The organism is Dietzia sp. NPDC055877 (assembly GCF_053615975.1).
In genome coordinates this window covers 169,106-189,068 of the sequence record NZ_JBSHCV010000001.1, presented here as the reverse complement: position 1 = coordinate 189,068, position 19,963 = coordinate 169,106, and the positions used below count along the sequence as shown (strand labels likewise).

The 19,963-nt window shown below is 69.2% G+C and carries 16 protein-coding genes; 4 read left to right on the top strand and 12 right to left on the bottom strand.

Annotation, left to right across the window (positions count from 1 at the left end; all coding sequences use genetic code 11):
* The first annotated feature begins 237 nt into the window (after nucleotides 1-237).
* The gene (locus tag ACWGLC_RS00875) at nucleotides 238-927 is read left to right on the top strand and encodes a TetR/AcrR family transcriptional regulator (RefSeq protein ID WP_452098149.1); all 690 of its coding nucleotides are present in this window, start codon (nucleotides 238-240) and stop codon (nucleotides 925-927) included.
* A 77-nt stretch (nucleotides 928-1,004) separates the two neighbouring features.
* On the opposite strand, the gene ACWGLC_RS00870 is transcribed toward ACWGLC_RS00875, so the two are convergent.
* From ACWGLC_RS00870 to ACWGLC_RS00850, 5 genes are read right to left on the bottom strand one after another with little or no spacing between them, the layout of a single operon-like run.
* A complete protein-coding gene (locus tag ACWGLC_RS00870) occupies nucleotides 1,005-2,069 on the bottom strand; it encodes a 2Fe-2S iron-sulfur cluster-binding protein (protein ID WP_452098148.1) in 1,065 nt (354 codons plus the stop codon).
* Between the two features lie 20 nt (nucleotides 2,070-2,089).
* Nucleotides 2,090-3,577, bottom strand: a complete 1,488-nt coding sequence (locus tag ACWGLC_RS00865; protein ID WP_452098147.1) for a pyruvate, phosphate dikinase — start codon at nucleotides 3,575-3,577, stop codon at nucleotides 2,090-2,092.
* Nucleotides 3,574-4,368, bottom strand: coding sequence for an SDR family oxidoreductase (locus ACWGLC_RS00860; RefSeq protein ID WP_452098146.1), 795 nt, complete (start codon nucleotides 4,366-4,368; stop codon nucleotides 3,574-3,576). Before ACWGLC_RS00860 ends, ACWGLC_RS00865 begins: the two co-directional genes overlap by 4 nt.
* On the bottom strand, nucleotides 4,365-5,798 hold the full coding sequence (locus ACWGLC_RS00855; RefSeq protein ID WP_452098145.1) for an aldehyde dehydrogenase family protein: 1,434 nt from the start codon (nucleotides 5,796-5,798) through the stop codon (nucleotides 4,365-4,367). Before ACWGLC_RS00855 ends, ACWGLC_RS00860 begins: the two co-directional genes overlap by 4 nt.
* Nucleotides 5,791-6,996 (bottom strand): cytochrome P450, encoded by a 1,206-nt coding sequence (locus ACWGLC_RS00850; RefSeq protein WP_452098144.1) that lies wholly within the window; start codon nucleotides 6,994-6,996, stop codon nucleotides 5,791-5,793. The genes ACWGLC_RS00855 and ACWGLC_RS00850 overlap by 8 nt, the downstream gene beginning before the upstream one ends.
* 181 nt (nucleotides 6,997-7,177) lie before the next feature.
* Here ACWGLC_RS00850 and ACWGLC_RS00845 point away from each other — a divergent pair, with 181 nt between their 5' ends.
* Nucleotides 7,178-7,792: a MarR family transcriptional regulator gene (locus ACWGLC_RS00845; protein WP_452098143.1), complete on the top strand. Its 615-nt coding sequence runs from the start codon at nucleotides 7,178-7,180 to the stop codon at nucleotides 7,790-7,792.
* An 80-nt stretch (nucleotides 7,793-7,872) separates the two neighbouring features.
* On the opposite strand, the gene ACWGLC_RS00840 is transcribed toward ACWGLC_RS00845, so the two are convergent.
* Complete coding sequence (locus ACWGLC_RS00840; RefSeq protein ID WP_452098142.1) at nucleotides 7,873-9,645, bottom strand: PEP-utilizing enzyme; 1,773 nt, start codon at nucleotides 9,643-9,645, stop codon at nucleotides 7,873-7,875.
* 208 nt (nucleotides 9,646-9,853) lie between these two features.
* Here ACWGLC_RS00840 and surE point away from each other — a divergent pair, with 208 nt between their 5' ends.
* Entirely contained in the window at nucleotides 9,854-10,657 is an 804-nt protein-coding gene (surE, locus tag ACWGLC_RS00835; RefSeq protein ID WP_452098141.1) for a 5'/3'-nucleotidase SurE, read from the top strand.
* A gap of 50 nt (nucleotides 10,658-10,707) precedes the next feature.
* On the opposite strand, the gene ACWGLC_RS00830 is transcribed toward surE, so the two are convergent.
* Nucleotides 10,708-12,213, bottom strand: a complete 1,506-nt coding sequence (locus tag ACWGLC_RS00830) for an AMP-binding protein (RefSeq protein ID WP_452098140.1) — start codon at nucleotides 12,211-12,213, stop codon at nucleotides 10,708-10,710.
* 133 nt (nucleotides 12,214-12,346) lie between these two features.
* Between ACWGLC_RS00830 and ACWGLC_RS00825 the strand changes: the two genes are divergently transcribed.
* On the top strand, nucleotides 12,347-12,988 hold the full coding sequence (locus tag ACWGLC_RS00825; protein WP_452098139.1) for a histidine phosphatase family protein: 642 nt from the start codon (nucleotides 12,347-12,349) through the stop codon (nucleotides 12,986-12,988).
* Nucleotides 12,989-13,049: 61 nt separating this feature from the next.
* Here ACWGLC_RS00825 and ACWGLC_RS00820 read toward each other — a convergent pair whose 3' ends face one another.
* The 5 genes from ACWGLC_RS00820 to ACWGLC_RS00800 form a co-directional block, all read right to left on the bottom strand.
* Entirely contained in the window at nucleotides 13,050-14,279 is a 1,230-nt protein-coding gene (locus ACWGLC_RS00820) for an acyl-CoA dehydrogenase family protein (RefSeq protein WP_452098138.1), read from the bottom strand.
* A 35-nt stretch (nucleotides 14,280-14,314) separates the two neighbouring features.
* Nucleotides 14,315-15,358: a phosphotransferase family protein gene (locus ACWGLC_RS00815; RefSeq protein ID WP_452098137.1), complete on the bottom strand. Its 1,044-nt coding sequence runs from the start codon at nucleotides 15,356-15,358 to the stop codon at nucleotides 14,315-14,317.
* Between the two features lie 73 nt (nucleotides 15,359-15,431).
* Nucleotides 15,432-16,088, bottom strand: a complete 657-nt coding sequence (locus ACWGLC_RS00810) for a TetR family transcriptional regulator (RefSeq protein ID WP_452098136.1) — start codon at nucleotides 16,086-16,088, stop codon at nucleotides 15,432-15,434.
* A 64-nt stretch (nucleotides 16,089-16,152) separates the two neighbouring features.
* A complete protein-coding gene (locus ACWGLC_RS00805) occupies nucleotides 16,153-18,126 on the bottom strand; it encodes an ABC1 kinase family protein (protein WP_452098135.1) in 1,974 nt (657 codons plus the stop codon).
* Nucleotides 18,127-18,247: 121 nt separating this feature from the next.
* The gene (locus ACWGLC_RS00800) at nucleotides 18,248-19,720 is read right to left on the bottom strand and encodes a PepSY-associated TM helix domain-containing protein (RefSeq protein WP_452098134.1); all 1,473 of its coding nucleotides are present in this window, start codon (nucleotides 19,718-19,720) and stop codon (nucleotides 18,248-18,250) included.
* Nucleotides 19,721-19,963 lie beyond the last annotated feature (243 nt).

Genomic DNA, 19,963 nt, shown 5'->3' with positions numbered 1-19,963 from the left:
GGGTACGTGCCGGACGATGGTGGGCGCCGCAGTGGCCAGCATCATCGCCCGGAGGGTGAGTCGGAGACTAGGTGTGCTGCCCATCAGATTCCATCGATTGTCGAAATTCGACGTTCTGCTCGCCGGCCCGGTGCGACATCGGAGGCCAGCGATCGCGCTGTGCGAGGTGACCGATCAGTCACAATCACGTCCGTCGCCGCGGTATGCTGGGCGGAATGACCTGCTGGAGGTGCATCGATGACTGACCTGAACCCGACGGGAGAAGGCGGGGTCATCAGCGCCCTCTACAGTGATGCCGGACTCGAGGCCGATGGCCCCGCGAAGCGGACGAACAAGCGCGGGCAGCAGACCCGTGAACGTCTCGTCCAGGCGGCCACGGAGTGCTTCACCGAGTACGGATACACGCGCACCCGAGTCTCGGACGTCGTCCGGCGCGCCGGGAACTCGCAGGGCAACTTCTACCGGCACTTCACGTCACTCGATGACATCTTCCTGGCGGTGCTCCGCCCGGGACTCGAGGGTCTGTCCGCGGTGTCCCCCAAGCGCTCGGGAGACAGCGCCGAGCTGGCCAGCCTGATCGAGACCAACACCGCCTACCTGCACACATATGCCCGCCATCGGCACATCCTCCGGCTGCTCCGAGAGGCGGCGGCCTCGAGCCCCAACGACGGATTCCAGGCACTGTGGCTCCGTGTCCGAGGGGACTTCGTGGCCAGAACGCACCGGTGGTTGGTGCGGTTGCACGAGGCCGGGAAGATCGAGGGGGACGGTCTCGAACTGCTCGCCGAGAGCCTGGGGTGCCTCACCGAGCAGCTGGCCTACGTCAACGTCGGGCTGCCGGCGGTGACGCCGCGCCCTGAGCGGATCGACGAACTGGGGGAGTCGCTCGGTCGGTCCTGGTACCGACTGGTCTCGCCCGCCGAATGACCTGAGCCCACGACGTCGAGCAATCGGCGACACCGTGGGCTCAGTCGGGGCAGCGGTGGGCCCAGGCGCGGCAGCGGTCAGAACTCGACCTTGGCGACCTTCGAGAGAGGGGTCGCCTGGCAGCCGAGGATGTAGCCCTCGTCGATGTCCTCGGGCTCGAGTGCGTCGGTCCGCCCGCGATGGACCTCACCCTGGGCGAGGTGGCACGTACACGCACCGCACTTGCCCTCTCGGCACGCGTAGGGGGTGTCGATGCCGGCCAGCACCATGATGTCCACGAGCGTGTGCGTCGCCGGCCAGGGGAGCGTGTGGGTCTCGTCATCGATGATCACCTCGAGCATCGCGGCGTCCGACAGATTCTCCTCGTCGACAGTGGCGATCGGCTGGAATGGGTCGCCGGTGAGTGACCGGTACTCCTCGGTCTGGATCCGGAACACGTCGAACCCGGCCTGCTCGGCGCCGTCCCGCACCATCTGCATGAACGGCGCCGGCCCACACGTGAAGATCTCCCGCTCGGTGTACCCGGCGGCCCAGGCGGCGAAACTCTCCACGTCAGGCAGTCCACGTTCGGCCTCCAACCAGTGGTGGACCACGAGGCGATCACCGTGCTCCTCGCGCAGTGCCTCGAGTTCGCTGCGGAAGATGATCGACTCCTCGTCCCGGTTGGCGTAGAAGAACGCGATGCGTCCCGTGATCGAGTCGAGCACCGTCCGCAGGATCGACATCGCCGGCGTCACCCCCGAGCCCGCCGCGCACAACAGAAGATCCGCCTCCGGGCTGCGCGGGGTGAACAGGCCGCTCGGCGCCAACACCCGGAGCCTTGAGCCCTCGGTGACGTTGTCGCAGAGCCAGTTCGAGGCGTACCCACCGGCGGTGCGTTTGACCGTGACGGCGATCCCGGGCTGCGACGGCGAGCTGGAGATCGAGTAGCAACGCGCGACCCATCCCGTGCGGTCGCTCGGGATGGCGAGTGTGAGGAACTGTCCCGGGGTGAACGCGTAGTCCGCCCGCAGTTCCCCGGGGATCCCGAAACGGAACGTCTTGGCCTCGGCGGTCTCGTCGATGATCTCCTCGACGCGCAGGACGTGGCCCAGCAGGTCGGCGCCCGGGTCGAGCAGATCCTTTTTCGTGGGGGTGGTCATGGCTGTACTCCGTTCACCTGTCACCGGGCTGCCGCCGCGAGGCGGTGCACCGGGTGGCCGGTCGCTCCCGTGTCGATCGCGTACCGGATGAGCGCACGCACGTGGTCGTCGTCCGCTGCCCGCGATGTGGTGACCGAGCCCTCGGCGTAGACCTTGCCGGTCGAGCCGTCGATCGTGATCTTCTTGCCGACCAACTGCCCGACCAGGCCCTCGCCGGCGCCGACCACGCAGGGAAGGCCGATCTCCCGGCATACGAGCGCGGCATGGGAGGTGGTCCCGCCGACCTCCGTGAGCACGCCGACGGACTGGAACATGGCGGGGACGTCGTCCGGGGCGGTGAACGTGCGCACGAGGATCACGTCCTCGCCGTTGCCGGTCAGCTCCATGACCTCGTCGAAGTCTCGGGCCACGACGCCCGTCGCGACGCCGGGGCTGGCGCCCAGCCCGGTGGCCAGCGCCGTGGCGGCGCCCTCCGCGGAGTCCTCGACGGCCTCGGCCCCGCCGAGCGAGTCGACGTGGTCGTCGGTGATCCGCTGAAGAGCCTCGTCCGTGGTGATCACACCGGACTCGGCCAGGTCGACGGCGATGCGGACCGCCGCGCGCGGTGACCGCTTACCGGCGCGGCACTGGAGCATGTACAGGCGGCCGCTCTCGACGGTGAACTCGATATCGACCAGGTCCCGGTGCTCGGCCTCGAGAATGCCTGCGATCCGGGTCAGTTCACCGTGGAGCCCGGGGGCGTCGGTGGCCAGCGCGGCGAGCGGGGTCGGGGTCGTTTCGCCCGACACCACGTCCTCGCCCTGGGCGTTGGTCAGCCACTCCCCGAACAGGACGGGCTCGCCGGAGCTGGGATCGCGACTGAACATCACGCCGGTGCCGGAGTTGTCGTCCCGGTTGCCGAACACCATCGCCTGGACCGTCACGGCGGTGCCACCGCCTGCTCCGAGACCGTGGCGTTCCCGGTAGGTGCGGACGCGCTCGTTGGTCCAGGAGTCGAACACCGCGCCGATGGCCTGACGAAGCTGCTCCCAGGGGTCAGACGGCGGGGCCGGCTCCGCGGATTGCTCGCCCAGGACGATCTCGGCGTAGGACCGGCAGAACCGGGCCCAGGTGTCCTCGGCCCACCGTGCGTCCCCGCTCTCGGCGGCGAGCATCTCCGAGAGTTCGGGGGTCAGTCCGAGGTTGAGGACGGTGTCCATCATTCCCGGCATGCTCTGGGCGGCACCGGAACGGACGGAGACCAGAAGTGGCGACGGGCCCGTGCCGAACGTCCGACCGGTGTCGGACTCGAGGGCGCGGACGGCCTCCACCACGGCCTCCCACACCTCGTCGGGGAGGGCGCGGCCGTTGCCGTGGTACAGCCCGCACACGTGCGTCGGCAACGCGAACGCGGGCGGCACGGGAAGCCCGAGCCCCTGCATGCGGTTCACGCTGTAGGCCTTACCTCCGAGGATCTCGCGGTCTCCCGGCTGCGATCCGTCGAGAAGAACAACGCTGGGTACGGTCATGACTGCATTCCTTCGTGGGTGCTGGTGGTCGAAGCGTGTTGTGCGGCGAAGCGGGAGGCCATCAGGCCTCCCTCGGCGAGGATGTCGATGCCGTTGAGCCAGGAAGCGGCGGGGGAGAGGGCGAACCCGACGATGGCCGCGACCTCGTCCGGCCTGCCGTGCCTGCCGACCGCGGCCACGGAGCGGTCCATGGAGTCCCGGCCCATGCTGGTCGTGAAGTCGGAGAGGATCGGGGTCTCGACCGGTCCCGGACTGACGCTCAGTGCGCGGACTCCGGTGCCGATGAGCTCGGCGGCCAGCAGTGCGGTCCAGTCCACGAGCGCACGCTTCGAGGTGTCGTACGCGGCCGGCCCGTCGAGCGGGTGTGCTGAGAGCCACTCGAGGAGCGTCTCGGGATCGCCGGCGTCGATGAGCTGCGCGACGGACTCCGGGGGCTGGGTGTTGCGGTGCGCCGCGACGGAGGCCACGTTGACGATCGCCGCCGCGCCGGGCAGGCGCGGGAGGACACCGCGGGTGAGCAGCTTCGGGGCGAGGACGTTGACGCGCAGTACGGTCTCGGCGTCCGCGGTTCCGGGGACGCCCGCCACGTTGGCCAGCCCGCCCAGCTCGTCCGGCAGGGAGTCGAGGATCGTCCGGATGGAGTCCGGGTCGGCCAGGTCGCAGCCGATGATCCCGTCGGCGGGGGCCCTGTCGAGGCCGATCACCTCGCGGCCCTGCCGCCGCAGGAGTGCGACCAGCGCGGCGCCGATCCCGGAGGCCGCGCCGGTGACGAGGACGGGGGCGGTACTCACGCCATCACCGCCGTCACGTCGGTGAACTCCTCGATGCCCAGTGGGCCGAGCTCGCGGCCGTACCCGGAGTGGCGCATGCCGCCGAACGGCACGAGCGGCCGGTTCCGGGTGCGGACCCCGTTGATCTTGACCTGGCCCACCGACAGTCGCTCGCCCACCCGGCGGGCGCGATCGGTGTCCGCGGACCAGACCTCGGCGGAGAGCCCGTAGTCGCTGTCGTTGGCCACGCGAACGGCGTCCTCGACGTCGCGGTAGGTCTGGAGCACCACCACCGGGCCGAAGATCTCCTCGCGCACCGCGCGGGCGTTCTCGGGCAGGCCCGCGATCACCGTCGGTTCGACGAAGTAGCCGGTCCCGCTCGCGGGTGTGTGGGCGGATCCGCCTGTCACGACCGCGCCTCCTTCGGTACGCGCGTGTTCGATGTGGTCCAGTACGACGCGTTGCTGCGCCGCGGTGACCAGCGGGCCCTGCGTGGTGTCGGGGTCGGCCGGGTCGCCGAGGACGAAGGTCGCGGCGGCCTCGCGGATCAGGTCCACGACGTCGCCCGCGCTCTGCTCGGGGATGAGCATGCGGGTGGTCGCGTTGCAGGCCTGGCCGGAGTTGACCAGCCCCGACCTCAGTGCCGCCGGTACGGCGGTGGCGAGATCAGCGTCCGGGAGTACCAGGGCGGGGGACTTGCCGCCGAGCTCCAGGGAGCACTTGACGAGATTCCGCGCGGCGAGGCCGGCCACCTCCTTACCCGCCCGGACGCTGCCGGTGAAGGAGAGCCTGGCCAGGCCCGGATGGGAGGCCAGCGCGGCCCCGGTGACCGGTCCGGTGCCGGTCACGACGTTGACGAGACCGGCGGGCGCGCCCGCCTCCATGAAGAGTTCGGCGATCCGCAGCGCGTCGTACGGCGTCTGTTCCGACGCCTTGAGGACGACCGGGCTGCCGGCCGCGACGGCCGCGGAGACCTTGGCGACGATCTGGTGCACCGGCATGTTCCAGGGGGTGATGGCTCCGACCACTCCCGCACCGGAACGGGCCAGGGTGGCCCCTTCGATCTCCTCACGCCACGGGAACCCGTTGCGCGCGACCTCGGCGGTGGCGCGGAGGACCCGGGACGGGAGCTGGGCCTGGGTGACGCGGGCCAGCGTGACGGGCATCCCCATCTCTCGGCTGACGAGCGCTGCCATGGAGTCCTCGTCGGCGGCCAGCAGGTCCGCCACGGCGTCGAGCAGCGTCGCGCGTTCGGCCACCCCTGTGTCCCGCCAGGTGGGGTGGGCGCGGGCGGCGGCGTCGACGGCCCTGGCGACGAGGTCCGGGCCGGCCTCCGGTGCGCCGCCCATCGGCGCCTCCGTGTAGGGGTCGACGACGACGTGCTCCGGACCGTCGGCGACGACGAGCTCGCCGTCGACGAGGCATGCCGCGGGTTCGAGACGCTCAACCATTGCTCGTCTCCAGACGCACGTCGAGCCGCTTGATGCCGCGGAAGAAGTTGCTCCGCAGACGCGCGGGCTCGCCGAGGACCTCGATCTCCAGTCCCCGTTCGGCGAGCCGCGAGTAGAAGAGCTTCGCTTCCAGTCGCGCGAGGTTCGAACCGAGGCACGCGTGCTCGCCCCAGCCGAAGCCGAGGTGCTCGTTGGGGTCGCGGGCGCCGATGAACTGGTCGGCGCGCTCGAACGCCCGGGGGTCGCGGTTCGCGGAGGTGAACCACATGACGACCTTGTCGCCCGCCCGGATCGTCCTGCCGTGGAGCTCGACGTCCCGGGTGGCGTTGCGCCGCATGCAGATGATCGGGCTGACCCACCGGATCATCTCCTCGACGGCCAGGCGCGATCTTGCGGGTTGCTGCCGGATCGCGGACCAGGCCTCGGGGTTCTGGTGCAGCGCGTAGGTGCCGCCGGACAGCAGGTTCCGGGTGGTCTCGTTCCCCGCGACCATGAGGATCAGGTAATAGGCGTCGAGTTCGCCGCGGTTGAGGGGCTGGCCGCCCGCGGTGCCGTTGGCCAGGGTGGAGATGAGGTCGTCCTGGGGAGCCCGTCGACGCTCCTCCTCGAGGCCGCGGAAGTAGTCGAAGATCTCGTCGCGGGCGGCTGCGGAGTCCTCGGGGCCCGAGGAGTGGTCCGGGTCGTCCGGCGACATCCGGTTGGTCCACTGGATGATCCGATCGGTGTCCGCCAGGGGCGCGCCCAGCAGACGGCTGATCATCACGACGGGCAGGCGTGCCGAGATCTCGTGCACGAAGTTGAAGGTGCCCTGCCCGACGTGCTTGTCCAGCAGGTCGTCGATCACGGACGTGATGTCGGCTTCGAGCTGCTTGACCTTCACCGGGCGGACGTGCGGGGTGGACACGCGCCGCAGCGGGCCGTGCTCCGGCGGGTCGACGTGGTGGATGCTGCGGGCCCCCTCGCCCTCCGCCCGGCGACTCGGGATCTGGGTGCCCTCGACGACCGTGAACGCGGCGTGGTTGTTGGCCACCGCCACGACGTCCGCGTAGCGCGTGACGGACCAGAATCCCTGGCCGCCGTCGGGTTCGTCGTTCCAGTGCAACGGATCCGATTCGCGGAGCTCGTCGAAGAGTTGGTGGTCGTAACCGCCCTCGAACGAGTCGAGGTCCATCAGATCGATGTCTGTCGCAGGGGGCATGGTGTACTCCTTGGGCCGGTTTGTGACGCCGGTTCCACTAAACGGGCCGTGTCGCCCGGGCCGAGTCCGTTGATTTCCAGTCGGGCGGTGGCTAATGTGATCCCCACCATAGTGACTCGCGGGTCGCATTTAAAGCCCCTTCCGGAAATGAGTCACGAGAACCCACCACGAGGAGGGCGCCATGTCCGTCACCTTTGATCTCCTGCACTCCCTGCGAGTGAAGGGGCTAGCGAAGCCCGAGGTCCTCAGCGACCTGTCCGGGGTGCCGTCGGCCGAGCTCGAGGCGGCGTGCGCACCCCTTGTCGAGGACGGGCTCGTCATGCTCCGCGGCGGTGCGGTCGGTGGGTACATGTTGACGCCGAAGGGGCGGGAGGAGGCGGCGCGCCTCCTGGTCGACGACGACGAGACGACCGCGGCCACCGGGGCGCTCGCGGATTTCGACGAGGCGTTCCTGCCGCACAACACCGAGTTCAAGAAGATCTGTCATCGCTGGCAGATGCGCACCGATGACGAGCCGAATGACCACACGGACGCGGAATACGACGCCGCGGTGATCGGTGAGCTCGCCGAGTTCCATGCCGGCTTCCTGCCGGTGCTCGAGAGCATCGAGGGGCCGCTACCCCGGTTCGGCCGGTACCGCGGCCGACTGGAGGCCACGTTGCGTCGCCTGCAGTCGGGAGACGCGGCGTCGTTCGCCAGGCCGATGGCGGACAGCTACCACGACATCTGGATGGAGCTGCACAACGACGTGGTGTTGAGTCTCCGGCGCGAGCGGACATCGGCCGACGAGAGCTGACCTCCGCGCACACATGCCGATTCCCGGCGAGGAGAACCTCGCCGGGCATCGGTGTCCGTGTCCGTGTTGCGCCGGGCGGCCTACATGGCTGCCACCGGGTCGGCGGCGGGTGCGTCCTCGAGGACCGTCACCTTGCCGGAGGTGCCGTCGACCTCGATGAGTGCTCCGTCGGGGATGCGCCGGGTGGCGTTGGTCGCGGAGACGACGCACGGGATGCCGAGCTCGCGGCTGACGATCGCCGCGTGGGAGAACGGCGCGCCGACGTCGACGACGACACCCGCCGCGGCCACGAACAGCGGCGTCCAGGACGGGTCGGTGATCGGAGCGACAAGGATGTCGCCGGCCTCGAGTGCGCCCGGATCGTTGGGCGAGAGCAGCACCCGTGCGCGACCGCGGGCGACACCGTTGCATCCGCCGACCCCGGGGAGCTCGCCGCCGGCGCCGACGGCCGGCGCGGACTGGGCGTCCACGCGCTCCCAGGTCGAGAGCTCGGGAGCCTCGCCGGTCACGACGAACGGCGGGACGTAGTTGAACAGGTCGAGGTAAGAGGCCTCCCGCTCGGCGAGGAGGTCGGTGAACGCAGAGGGGTTCGCCAGGTAGTCGTCGAGCTCCTCCGCGAACAGCATGAAGGCGTGATCCGCACTCTTCAGGTGTCCGGCCTCGACGCCGCGACGCCCGAGCTCGAGCGCAGGCAGGCGGATCTCGTGCATCGCCATCGCGGCGGTGGTACGGCCGCGCTCTCTGCCTCGCATCCACAGGGCGGCCGCGCCCAGCACCACGTCGAGCTGGGCTGCCGCATCAGGATCGCCCTGAAGGGCCTGCCGAACCTCGGCGGTGGCGGTCTCGCGCTCGGCGGCCCGCTCTGCGTTCTTGGTGTACGGGCTCTGGTCGTCCCCGAGGCGGCGCATCCGGTCGATGGTGCCCAGGGGGATCTCGGGGACCTGGGACCAGGTCCGGGCACGGATCTCCCACTCGGCGGGGCCGCGGAAGTCCCATGCGGACAGGAACTCGTCGAACTCGGCGAAGAAGGCCGAGACCGTGGGGTCGGTGCCGGCGGCCAGCCGCTCGTACAGTCCGGCTACGCCCTCGTCGAACAGCGCGGCCACGGCGGGCTCCCGAGCCGTACGGCTGAGGTCCCACATCATGTTGGACGGGATGGCCGAGTCGACGTTGCCGAGGCCACTGACCAGGGTCAGCGAGAGCTCCGGCTTGCCGACCGCCTCGGCCAGCTGGGCGACGGCGCCCAGGCCGACGCCGCACTTGAGGCTGGCCTCGATGTGCCGCTTGAACAGCGGGCGCAGGATGTAGTCGAACGACGTGATGCGCTCCCGTAGTTCGGCGTCGGACATCTGGCGGACATCCGGCCGGGTACGCCGGATCTCCATGACCTCCTCGCGGTCCCGGTCGTACAGCGGCAGGCCGGTCGCGCCGAGGACCTCCTCGTTGAGCCACGCGCCGGCCGAGGCCTCGAAGGCCGGATCCTCGTCGAAGTCCCGCTTCTCGCTCTCGTAGCTCGGGATGCCGGGCATGTCGCCGAAGTACTGCAGGTCAACCGCCTCGGCGGACATCCCGGGCACCCGGATTCCGAACAGTCGCATGAGTGACATGTTGATGTACAGGTAGCTGCCGAAACCGGGGAGGACGCTGATGGGCACGCCGGACTTCTCGTACAGGCTGTCGTCCCACACGCCGCACGCGACGAACGCATCGCGCCAGCCGGGCTCCAGGTTGTGCTGGAACCCCGCAGACGCGTTGAGCGGGCTGATCGGGTCCGGGAAGATCTCGCCGACGTTCGCTCGTGAGTAGAGCGGGAAGACGGGGGAGACCGCGTCGTTGATAGGCCACTGGGACATGAATGCTCCTTGCTGAGGGAACCGCGCCAGGTAGTGACGGACTGGTCACATCATCTTGTGAGCGTCGTCACTTGTCAAGGGGGTTGTCTGCTGGGAAGTTCGCAGTTAAGAGGGGGCGATCGCGGAATCGATGGCAGGTGTCCTAGACAAAACAGTGACTCATCGATCACACTCGTGGAACATCTTCTTTCCAGCGGAGGAGCGCCACGTGCGGATTCTGGTGACCAACGACGACGGCGTCGACGCCCCCGGGCTGATCGCGCTCGCCCGGGCACTCTGCACTGCAGGGCACCACATCGAGATCGCGGTGCCGGCGAGCGACCGGAGCGGTACCGGTTCCGGCGTGGGGTCGATCGAGCACGGTACCGAAGTCTCGCTCGAGGAGCGCGAGCTGCCGGGACTGCCGGGGATCCGCACCCACGTGATCGACGCGCCACCCTCCTTCGCGGTTCTCGCGAGCTGCACCGGAGTGCTGGGCGATCGGCCGGATCTGGTGGTCAGCGGGATCAACGACGGCTTCAACACCGGTCGCTTCCTCCTGGCCTCGAGTACGGTCGGCGCCGCGCTCGCCGCCGGCTCGCTCGGCGTCCGCGGGATCGCGATCAGTGCGGGGTTCGCGCCGAACCACCGCTTCGACACGGCCGCGCACGTCGCGGTGGAGGCCGTGGGGTGGATGATCGAGAGCAGCCGCCCCCGTACCGTGCTCAACATCAACGTTCCGGACCGGGACATCGAGGATCTCCGGGGCGCGCGGATGGCGAAGCTGGCACCCCGCGGGCTCATGGGACTGCGTGTCAGCCGGGGTGACCGCGTCCTGCGCATGGAGCGCTACGAAAATGCCGAGGGTCTGGGCGTGGAAACGGACGCAGCGCTGGTGAACGAGGGTTTCGTCTCCGTCACGGCGCTTCCCAGTATCTCGGATCCGGGTCGTGAGCCCGGCGCGTCCACCCCGGCCGAGTACCTCGGTCGTGCTCTCCGACTCCGGGGCGAGCGATCGGCCGTGACCGGCTGAGGGCCCCGCGGGGCGTCGTCCGGTTTGTCGCGCCGCGGGAGCCCCGGCGGCTAGGACGGCCCCCGGCGGACGAGCCGGGACGCGTACTCGCTCTGCAGGGCGCGCTTGTTGAGCTTGCCGGTGGGCAGCCGCGGTAGATCGTCCACGAACTCGAACCGTCGCGGGGACTTGAAGCGTGCGAGCCGCGCTCGACAGTGCTCCGTGAGCATGGCGGCGAGCCGGGCGTCCGGCGAACTTCCTGCCGCGGGCTCGACGACCGCCACGACCTCCTCGCCGAAGTCCGCGTGGGGGACGCCGAACACGGCGACGTCGGAGACCGCCGGGTGTGCGGAGAGTACGGCCTCGATCTCCTCCGGATGGATGTTCACTCCGCCGGAGATGATCATGAACGACGACCGGCCACTGAGATACAGGTAGCCGTCGTCGTCGAGGTGTCCCAGGTCCCCCATGCCCTTGAGTGACGTGGCGCCGTCCGCGGAGGTGGCCTCGAAACACACGGATCCGTCGGTGCCGACAGGCACGTCCCGACCGGACCGGTCGACGACCCGGACCCGGGCCGCGCCCAACGGTCGGCCCACTGAACCACGACGCTCACGTGCTTCGCCGGGGGAGATGTAGGTGTGCCCGTATCCCTCGGAGGCGCCGTAGTACTCGTGCAGGATGTCGCCCCACCAGTCGTTGATCCGGTCCTTGAGCTCGGGAGGGCAGGGTGCGCCCGAGGTGACGGCGACCCGGTGGGAGCGCGCGGGTGGGACCTCGTCACGATACTCCACTGTCAGCAGGCGGCTCAGCATGGTCGGTACCCACTGGGAGTGCGTGATCTCTGCATCGTGGAGCGTCCGCAATGCCCGCGCGGCGTCGAACGACTCCATGCAGACGACCGTCCCACCCGCAGCGAGGACCATCAGCTGGAAGGTGAACGGGGCGGCGTGATAGTTCGGGGCCGGGGACAGGAATCGGATCCCGTCGGTGATGCCGAGTTCGGTCGCCAGGCCCGGGTGGCGCGTCGGGGCATCCAGGGGGTGGATGCCCAGCAGGGGCTGTCGGTAGGCCTTCGGAGTGCCCGTGGTGCCGCCGCTGAAGAGGGTGCGGGCGCCGAGGAGCTCATTCTCGACAGGAGTGGTCGGGAACCCGTCGAGCGCCGACCAGAAGTCCGTGGCGCCGGGCGTTCCGGAATCGACCGACAGGATCAGTGGGGGCCGTTCCATGTCGGCGGTCGCCTGCCGGACGAGCGGAGCCATCTCGGCGTTGGTGACGACAGCGCCGGGCGCCGCCGCCCCCAGGATGGGCGTGAGATCGGACGACTTCAGGTGCCAGTTCACCGGTGTGACCTGTAGGCCCGTCCGCATTCCCGCGGCCACGGCGATCGGCCAGGGCAGGCTGTTCGGCAGCAGGATGGCGAGGGCGTCTCCGGGGTTCACCTCGTGGCTGCGTAGCAGGTGCGCGACTTGATTCGAGCGTTCGTCGAGTTCGCGGTAGGTGAGGCGCGCTCCGGAGCCGGCCATCTCATAGGCGATGGCGTCGGGTTCGTTGCCGGCGATCGTGGGCGGGTACATCGTGGACCTTTCCTGCACTGTGTGACCGGTCGATCACGCAAAGGAGGCGCGAAACTGATCGTTCCCTTGACCCGCCGGGGAGGTGGGCGGATAAGATGTGACGCAAGAATCGCAAACTTGCCGCGGTTCGTCAATGCCCCCGCCGAGAGAGGCCGTTGTGGAACTGCTCATCGTTCGTCACGCCCAGCCCGTGCGTGCGTCAGGGGGAAACGTGCCCGCCGACCCCGCACTGACCGAGCTCGGCCGTGGGCAGGCCGCTGCCCTCGCCGAGTGGGTGGGCCGCGGCGAGGGCAAGCGCCCCGCGAGGATCGTGAGCAGTCCGATGCGGCGCGCGTTCGAAACGGCCACCGCGATCGCGGAGAGAACCGGGGTGCAGGTGGCGGTCGACGAGCGGCTCGCCGAGTTCGACCTGGGCGCCTCCGAGTACATCCCGCTGGAACAGCTCGGCCATGACGTCTTTGCCGCAGCCGCGACTGCGCTGACCACAGGGGTCTGGGGAAACCACCGGTTCGATCCGCAGGAGTTCCGCGATCGGGTGTGGTCAGCGTTCGACGAGATCGCCGCTGTACAGACGGAGGGCCGCGTCGTCGTGGTCTGTCACGGAGGCGTGCTCAACTCCTATCTGAGCCGGGTCGTCGGACGCGAGTACGGAGCGTTCTTCATGCCGCGCTACACCTCGGTGAGCCGGGTGTTCGTCAGCACCGGAGGCGAACTCCGACTCGGCTCCCTGAACGAGCTGCCGCACGCACGAGCCCGAGCGGGACTGACGTTCTAGGTCGCCTGTCGACGAGCAGACGGTCGGGCGGGTCGCGGTCAGGTGGCCGCGACCCGTCCGGTCAGGGCCTGAGCTCGGTGGCCGCGGCGAGTTCGGACTTGGCGATAGTGCGCAGATGCACCTCGTCCGGCCCGTCGAAGATGCGCATGGCGCGATGCCAGCCGTACATCGCGGCGAGTGGGACGTCGTCACTGACGCCCATGCCCCCGTGCACCTGGATCGCCCGGTCGATCACGTTCAGGGCGATTCGCGGCGTGGTGATCTTGGCCATCGATACATACGGGGCAGCGGCCTTGTTGCCCTGGGCGTCGATGATCGCGGAGGCGTGCTGGCACAGCAGGCGGGCCTGCTCGATCTCGAGGCGGGATTCGGCGATGCCGGCCTGGATCATTCCCTGCTCCGCGAGAGGCTTGCCGAACGCGATGCGTTCCTGGACCCGGGTCGTCATCAACTGGAGGGCGCGCTCGGCTGCACCGAGGGCGCGCATGCAGTGGTGGATCCGGCCGGGCCCGAGGCGGGCCTGGGCCAGCGCGAATCCCGACCCCTCCTCGTCGAGGATGTTGGTGACCGGGACGCGCACGTCCTCGAACAACATCTCGCAGTGTCCGTGCTGGTCATGCCGCCCGAACACCGGTACGTCCCGCACCAGGGTCACGCCGGGGGTGTCCCGGGGGACGATGATCATCGACTGCTGCAGGTGCCGCGCCGCGGTCGGGTCGGTCTTGCCCATGACGATGAAGAACGCACAGCGCGGGTCCGCGGCGCCGGATGTCCACCACTTGCGGCCGTTGATCACGTACTCGTCGCCGTCACGCACGATGGAGGTCTCGATGTTGGTGGCGTCCGAGGACGCGACGTTCTTCTCGGTCATCGCGAACGCGGACCGGATCTCGCCCCGCAGGAGGGGTTCGAGCCACTGCTCCCGCTGCTCATCGGTCGCGAACAGGTGCAGCAGCTCCATGTTCCCGGTGTCGGGGGCCTGACAATTGAGGGCCTCGGGCGCGAGCTCGAGAGACCAGCCGGTCACCTCGGCGAGGCTCGCGTAGTCGAGCTGGGAGATGCCCGACTCGGCCGGGAGGAAGAGGTTCCACAGCCCCCGGGCCCGGGCCTTGGTCTTGAGTTCCTCCACGACGGGCGGGAGCGTGTGATCGTCCTGACCGCGTTCGGCGCGATAGGCGTGGTAGGCGGCCTCCGCGGGGAAGACCTCGGTGTTCATGAAGTCGACGAGCGTGGCGCGCAGCTCCTGCGCTTTCGGCGACGGGGTCAGTTGGAGCCCGGAGATGTCCTGCATGTCAGTGTCCGTTCTGTGGTGAGGGGCGGGTGGATCTAGAGTTCCGACTGAGTAGCGCGGTCGTGGGCGCGGTCCAGGATCGGCGCGACCATGCCGCCGATGTCGTCGTACCAGTCGCCCACTGTCGTCCCTGCGAGATGCCGGGCGTGGATCTGCTCGAGGATCACCGCGAGCTTGAGATCGGCGAAGATGATGTACCAGTCGAGACTGTCGATCGAGATGGTGCGGAGGTCGGCGTACTTCCTCACCACCTCTTTCGCGGTGGGGAAGCCCTCGAGGGCGGTCGCCCCGGCGGTGATCGGGTTGTGGAACGTACCGACCTCGTCCCAGAAGCTGATGAGCATGCCCAGGTCGGCTAGGGTGTCTCCCAGGGTGGACATCTCCCAGTCGAGCACCCCGAGGATCTGCGTGGGGTCCTCGTGGGCGACCAGGAGATTATCGATCTTGTAGTCGCCGTGAACGATCCCCGGGAGCGTCGTCTCGGGCATGGACCGACGCAGCATGCCGATCACCTCGTCCACCCGGGGCCTCTCGGAGGTCTTGATGGCGTGCCATTGGCGCTCCCACCGGTTGAGCTGCCGTTCGAGGTAACCCTGGGGCCGCCCCCAGTCCTCCAGGCCGACGTCGGCCGGATCGATCTCGTGGAGAGCGACCAGGGTCCTGATCATCGTGTCGGTGAGCCGGCCTCGCTGGTCCGGGGTCAGGGACCGGGTGTCCTCTGCGGTACGCAGGGTGCGCCCGACCAGCTTGTCCATCACGTAGAACTCGGCGCCGAGCACCTCCGGGTCCCGGCACACACCCACCACGTGGGGGACGGGCACGGCGGATCCGGCCAGGGCGCCCATCACCGTCGCTTCACGCGACATGTCGTGAGCGGACTGGAGGACTTCGCCGTAGGGCGGACGTCGCAGGATCCAGTGCTGGGTGCCGTCGGACACCTCGTAGGTCGGATTGCTGCGGCCTCCGGCGATCAGGCGGGCCGTCAGGGGCCCTGCCAGACCGTCGGGCCGAACCTCGTGCATCCATGTTCGTAGCGCGGGGATGTTCACCGTGCCCGCGGAGGAATCACTCTCTGCCATTGCAGCCCCTCATCTAAACGATCGTTTGGATACACCATAGCGTCGGCGGAGGGATCCCGGAGGGAAGTCGGCTCTAGCTCTCTGTGGCCCCGCCCGGTGCGGCCGGGGCCGAGGCGCCTGTGAATCCCACGGTGCCGAGCGCCAATTCCACATACCTGTCCGCCATCTCGCCTGGTGAGACATCGCCCGAGCTCCGGTACCAGGAAGCCACCGCGTAACCCATGTTGATCACCGCGCGCGCGGCCTCGCGCGGGTGGTTGGTGGTGAACGCTCCCTCGTTGATCCCCCGGTCGACCACGTCCTGGAACATCCGTTCCTGCTCATCGCGCAGTGTCACGATCAGCTTGCGTCCCGGTCCGTCGAGACTGCGCAGTTCGGATGCGCCGATCAGTGCTTCAGCCTGGCGATCGGTATGGAAGAGGATCCAGGCGTGGACCAGTGCGCCCAGTTGCGCGGCCGGGTCCGTGCCGGCACCCATCAGTGCCGTTCTGGTCGACGAGAGCACGTCGCTCAATGTCTGAACCATGATCGCCTGCAGCATGTCCTGCTTGGAGGCGAAGTGGTGATAGATCGAGGCGACGGTGACCCCCGCGTCTCCGGCGATGTCCCGCATCGACGTTCCGTGGAAGCCCCGCTCGGTGAAGTTGCGGATCGCCGAGGCCAGTACCGGCACCTTGCCGCGCCGTTGTCGGCTCTCGCTGCGTGCATCATCACGGGTGGGGCCAGCCATCTCCACGCTCCCGGTAAGTAGTGATCGTTTGTTCGGATGATATTCGTCTCGGGCGCCTACAGCGCTACCCGGTGGGAGTTCGCGTGTTCTCCTGGAACCCGCGCTGCAGTGTCATGATCACCAGGCGGCTGCCGATCACGTAGGCGATGAGCAGGAGGGCCATCCCGATGTAGGTGGTCATCAGCAGGTCGTCCGACCACCGCGGCCCCTCTTCGGACAGCACCAGGGCGATACCGCTGAACGCCGCCACGACAGTGAGCACGGACAGGGAGATGACCTGCGCGAAGTGGTTGGCCACCGCCCTGCTCGTCGGGTCGGCGAGCGGAGAGAAGCTCAGCCCCAGGTTGTCGCGGTCGAGGCGTCCCAGGATCGACGACAGTCGGGCGGGCGCTCGCTCGGCGATCGGCGCCACCAGCGCCGCCTGCTCGATGCCCGTGCGCACGGAGTGGCCGGGCGAGAGGCTCTCCCGGAACACCGACGAGGCGATCGACCGGGTGGTGGCGATGACGTCCATATCCGGGGCCAGAAGGGACAGCGTGCCCTCCAGTGCGCCCAGGCAACGGAAGGCCGCGGCGATGGATGACGGGACCTTGAACCCGGCGGAGACGACCGCCCGCAGCAGGTCGTTGAACAGGACGTCGGCCGGCATGCCCTCGATGCGCATGATCAGGTCGCCGATGAGCCACTGCGTGGTCACGAGGTCCAGGTCCGCCGGCGGGATGAGGATGTGGCACAGGGCGGTGGTCGCGGCGGCGCCGTCTTGGCGGTCTATGGCGATGAGCAGCGATCTCAGTCCCAGACGGGCCTGGCGGTCCAGTCGGCCGACCGAGCCGAAGTCGAGAAGGGCGAACGACCCGTCGGGGGTGAGCAGGATGTTCCCGCCGTGCAGGTCGGCGTGGAAGACGCCGTCGACCAGGATCTGCCGCAGGACCACCTCGAGGATCGTGCGGGTGAGGTCCTCGCGCTCTGTGGCGGACAGCGCGTCGATCTGGTCCGCGGCGCGGGACAGGGGGATGCCGTCGATGCGGTCCATCGTGAGGATCCGCCTGGTGGAGAACCGCCGGTGCGCACCGGGGATGATCACACCATCGGTTCCCTCCAGGGCCGCGAGGTTGCGCAGCTCCGTCCGGTAGTCCAGCTCCTCGGACAGGGAGGCCCCGAATCCCTCCGCCAGGTCGATCGCGCCGAGCTGGCGAGCCCACGCGGCCCGCTTCTCCAACAACCGGGCCAACCGGGTGATGATGTCGAGATCGGCGCGCACGGTCGCGTCGGCCGACGGGCGCTGGATCTTGACCACCACTTCCTCACCGGTCGTCAGCGTGGCCTTGTGCACCTGTCCGAGGGAGGCCGCGGCCAGCGGTTCGGGATCGAACTCCGAGAACAGCTCCTCGGGCGGACCGCCCAGCTCGGCGGTGAGGGACTGCCGGACGGTCTCCCACGGATCCGGCGGGACCTGGCTGTGTAGCTGCGACAACTCGCTCATGTATGCAGGCGGGAGGAGATCGGGGCGGGTCGAGAGCATCTGCCCCAGCTTGATGAACGTCACCCCGCCCTCGGTGAGCGCCGTACGCAGCGCGACAGCGGTGCCGGGTCGGTTCAGGCGGTCCACGGCTGAACGGGACCGACCGAGGTAGCCGATGAGTCCCTGACGGGCGGCGATGGCGAAGATCTGCCGGAACCGGCGGGCGCGCCGGAACCAGCCGGGCGTCCCGCGCACGAACTCGATCGGACCCGGCAGGCTCCCCGTGGGCACGAGGATCTCGGTCACGACCAGGATGCTGATCTCGAACGCGATGACCCAGGCGACGAAGAGCACCGAGATGGCGACCGTGCTCCAGACGTGTTCCGGGGCGGACGGGTCGTCGATACCCGTGTGTTCGAGTGTGGTGAGCAGGAGGGGGTTGGCGACGAGGGCGACGATGAACGAGAACACGAAGATCCGCGGCCACCCCACGGGTCCGCCCATCAGCCGCCGGACCGTCCAGGCGACCAGAACCGTGTTGATGACAACGGAGATGACAATGAACAAGGTCTGCACGCCTTCACTGTAGGGTCGCGCCCCTGTTGGGAGGGGCGCTGCGGCAGATGCGCACGGGCGTGACGGGGACCGACCCGCAGCGCGGCAGGTGCCGCACCGCGGGTCGGTCACGCGACCGGGGTTACGAGCGGGGGCCGGACGGGGCGGTGGCCCCGGTGTCAGGGGCCGTGACTGTGGCGCGGCGGGTGACCAGGATGTCGACGACGACGAAGACCGCCAAGGAGATCCCCAGCAGCGGCATGAATATCCCGAGCCCCACTGCCACGGTTGTCGCGATTGCGTAGACCTGCCAGGAGAGTCCGGAGGTCCTCCCCAGGGGTGCGGGTAGTCCACCTCGGGTCGGGCGGCGCTTCCACCACATCCGATATCCCGTGATCGCGAGCGCCACGACCGTCAGCGCCGTCGCGGCGAGGGCGATCTGTAGGGGAAGCCCGAACATGATCCCCATGTGCAGGTAGATGCCCCAGGACGAGAGTTTGGAGTACGGCGACAGGTCCCCGAAGTCGAGCCGGTCGACGATCCGCCCGTCGTCCCCCGAGACGGCGACCGAGTCCGAGCTGAACACCCACGGTCCCCACAGCTGGCTGACCGTCCATGCCGAGTCGGCGTCGGCGGGTGCGCTCATCCGGAGCGGGCCGTCCAGTCCGGCGTAGCGGGCCGCGTCGAGGACCGCGGGGGCCTGTTCGGCGGGGGATCGCTGCCCTGCGTGCTGGGCGGAGTGCCCCCGGTGTTCCGCGTGTGCGTCGGCCGTGGCGACATCACCGTTGATCGAGGTCTGCAGGGGGGCGGATCGCCAGTTCATCGCCGAGACCACGGAATCGATGTTGCCGCCGGTGTAGGTCGACCAGGTCAGGCCCGTCGTGGCGATGCCGATGAGGATCACGGCGAACCAGGTGCCGAGGGTCGCGTGTAGAGACATCGTCTTGCGGCGCGAGCCCGGTCGCGCGGGAACGCCCCGCAGCATCGCGGCCCGACGCGCGGACCTGGCGGCACGAGTCCTGCGCCACCACAGGAACAGCCCGCTCAGCGTGAGGATGAGCAGCCAGGAGGCGGCGAGTTCCGAGTAGATCTCGCCCGCGGCGCCGAGGTGCAGGTCGCTGTGCAGGCCGGAGATCCAGCTGCGCAAGGGGAGTTCGCCGATGCCCGAGTAGCTGGTCAGCACACCGTTCACGGAAGCATCCGCGGGGTCCACGAAGACGGCACGGTTCACGCCTTCGGGCAGCGAGTCGTCGGCGAAGAGGATGCGGGTGGCGGTCCCGGGTTCGTCGGCGGGCCAGACCTCGACCAGATCGAGCCCGGGCTGGCGGTCCCGGGCGGCCGCGATCTGCTCGGCCAAGGGCGTGCTCGTTGTCGTCGTCGTTGTCGTCGCGGAGATCTGCTCCTGGTAGGCGAGTTTCTCCAGCGTGGGGGACAGCGCGTAGAGCGCGCCGGACAGCGCGGCGACGATGAGGAACGGGGCCACGAACAGCCCCGCGTAGAAGTGGATCCGGACCAGGATCGCCCTGAGTTGCTCGGCGACGGGTCTGGCTGTTCGCGCCGGTCGGGTGGGTTTCGGTGGTCGGGTGTGCTCGGCAGTCGTGGGTGCCACAGACATGGCTGATACCTCTCGCAGATGCCGGTGTCCTGCGCGCGTGTGGCCGGGCCGGGGCGGGCGGAATCGCGCCGCGGCCTCACGGCATACGCGACGGCGGGATCACCGGTGATGAGCCCCCGCGGGTCAGGCGGGGGTTGATGAGATCTGCAGGGGAGCGCGGGTGGCCGGCGGCATGGTCGTCACCATGGTGAGGATGGTCGTCGTCTCGTCGACGACGCGTCTCGTCCACCGCACTCGTGGCGA

Bases quoted from the DNA above. Each gene is read 5' to 3' on its own strand.
- ACWGLC_RS00850 (WP_452098144.1), bottom strand. From the start codon at position 6,996: ATGCCCCCTGCGACAGACATCGATCTGATGGACCTCGACTCGTTCGAG.
- ACWGLC_RS00800 (WP_452098134.1), bottom strand. From the start codon at position 19,720: ATGTCTGTGGCACCCACGACTGCCGAGCACACCCGACCACCGAAACCC.
- ACWGLC_RS00815 (WP_452098137.1), bottom strand. From the start codon at position 15,358: ATGGCAGAGAGTGATTCCTCCGCGGGCACGGTGAACATCCCCGCGCTA.
- ACWGLC_RS00820 (WP_452098138.1), bottom strand. From the start codon at position 14,279: ATGCAGGACATCTCCGGGCTCCAACTGACCCCGTCGCCGAAAGCGCAG.
- ACWGLC_RS00875 (WP_452098149.1), top strand. From the start codon at position 238: ATGACTGACCTGAACCCGACGGGAGAAGGCGGGGTCATCAGCGCCCTC.
- ACWGLC_RS00830 (WP_452098140.1), bottom strand. From the start codon at position 12,213: ATGTACCCGCCCACGATCGCCGGCAACGAACCCGACGCCATCGCCTAT.
- ACWGLC_RS00870 (WP_452098148.1), bottom strand. From the start codon at position 2,069: ATGACCACCCCCACGAAAAAGGATCTGCTCGACCCGGGCGCCGACCTG.
- ACWGLC_RS00865 (WP_452098147.1), bottom strand. From the start codon at position 3,577: ATGACCGTACCCAGCGTTGTTCTTCTCGACGGATCGCAGCCGGGAGAC.
- ACWGLC_RS00840 (WP_452098142.1), bottom strand. From the start codon at position 9,645: ATGTCCCAGTGGCCTATCAACGACGCGGTCTCCCCCGTCTTCCCGCTC.
- ACWGLC_RS00825 (WP_452098139.1), top strand. From the start codon at position 12,347: ATGCCCCCGCCGAGAGAGGCCGTTGTGGAACTGCTCATCGTTCGTCAC.
- ACWGLC_RS00810 (WP_452098136.1), bottom strand. From the start codon at position 16,088: ATGGCTGGCCCCACCCGTGATGATGCACGCAGCGAGAGCCGACAACGG.
- ACWGLC_RS00855 (WP_452098145.1), bottom strand. From the start codon at position 5,798: ATGGTTGAGCGTCTCGAACCCGCGGCATGCCTCGTCGACGGCGAGCTC.
- ACWGLC_RS00845 (WP_452098143.1), top strand. From the start codon at position 7,178: ATGTCCGTCACCTTTGATCTCCTGCACTCCCTGCGAGTGAAGGGGCTA.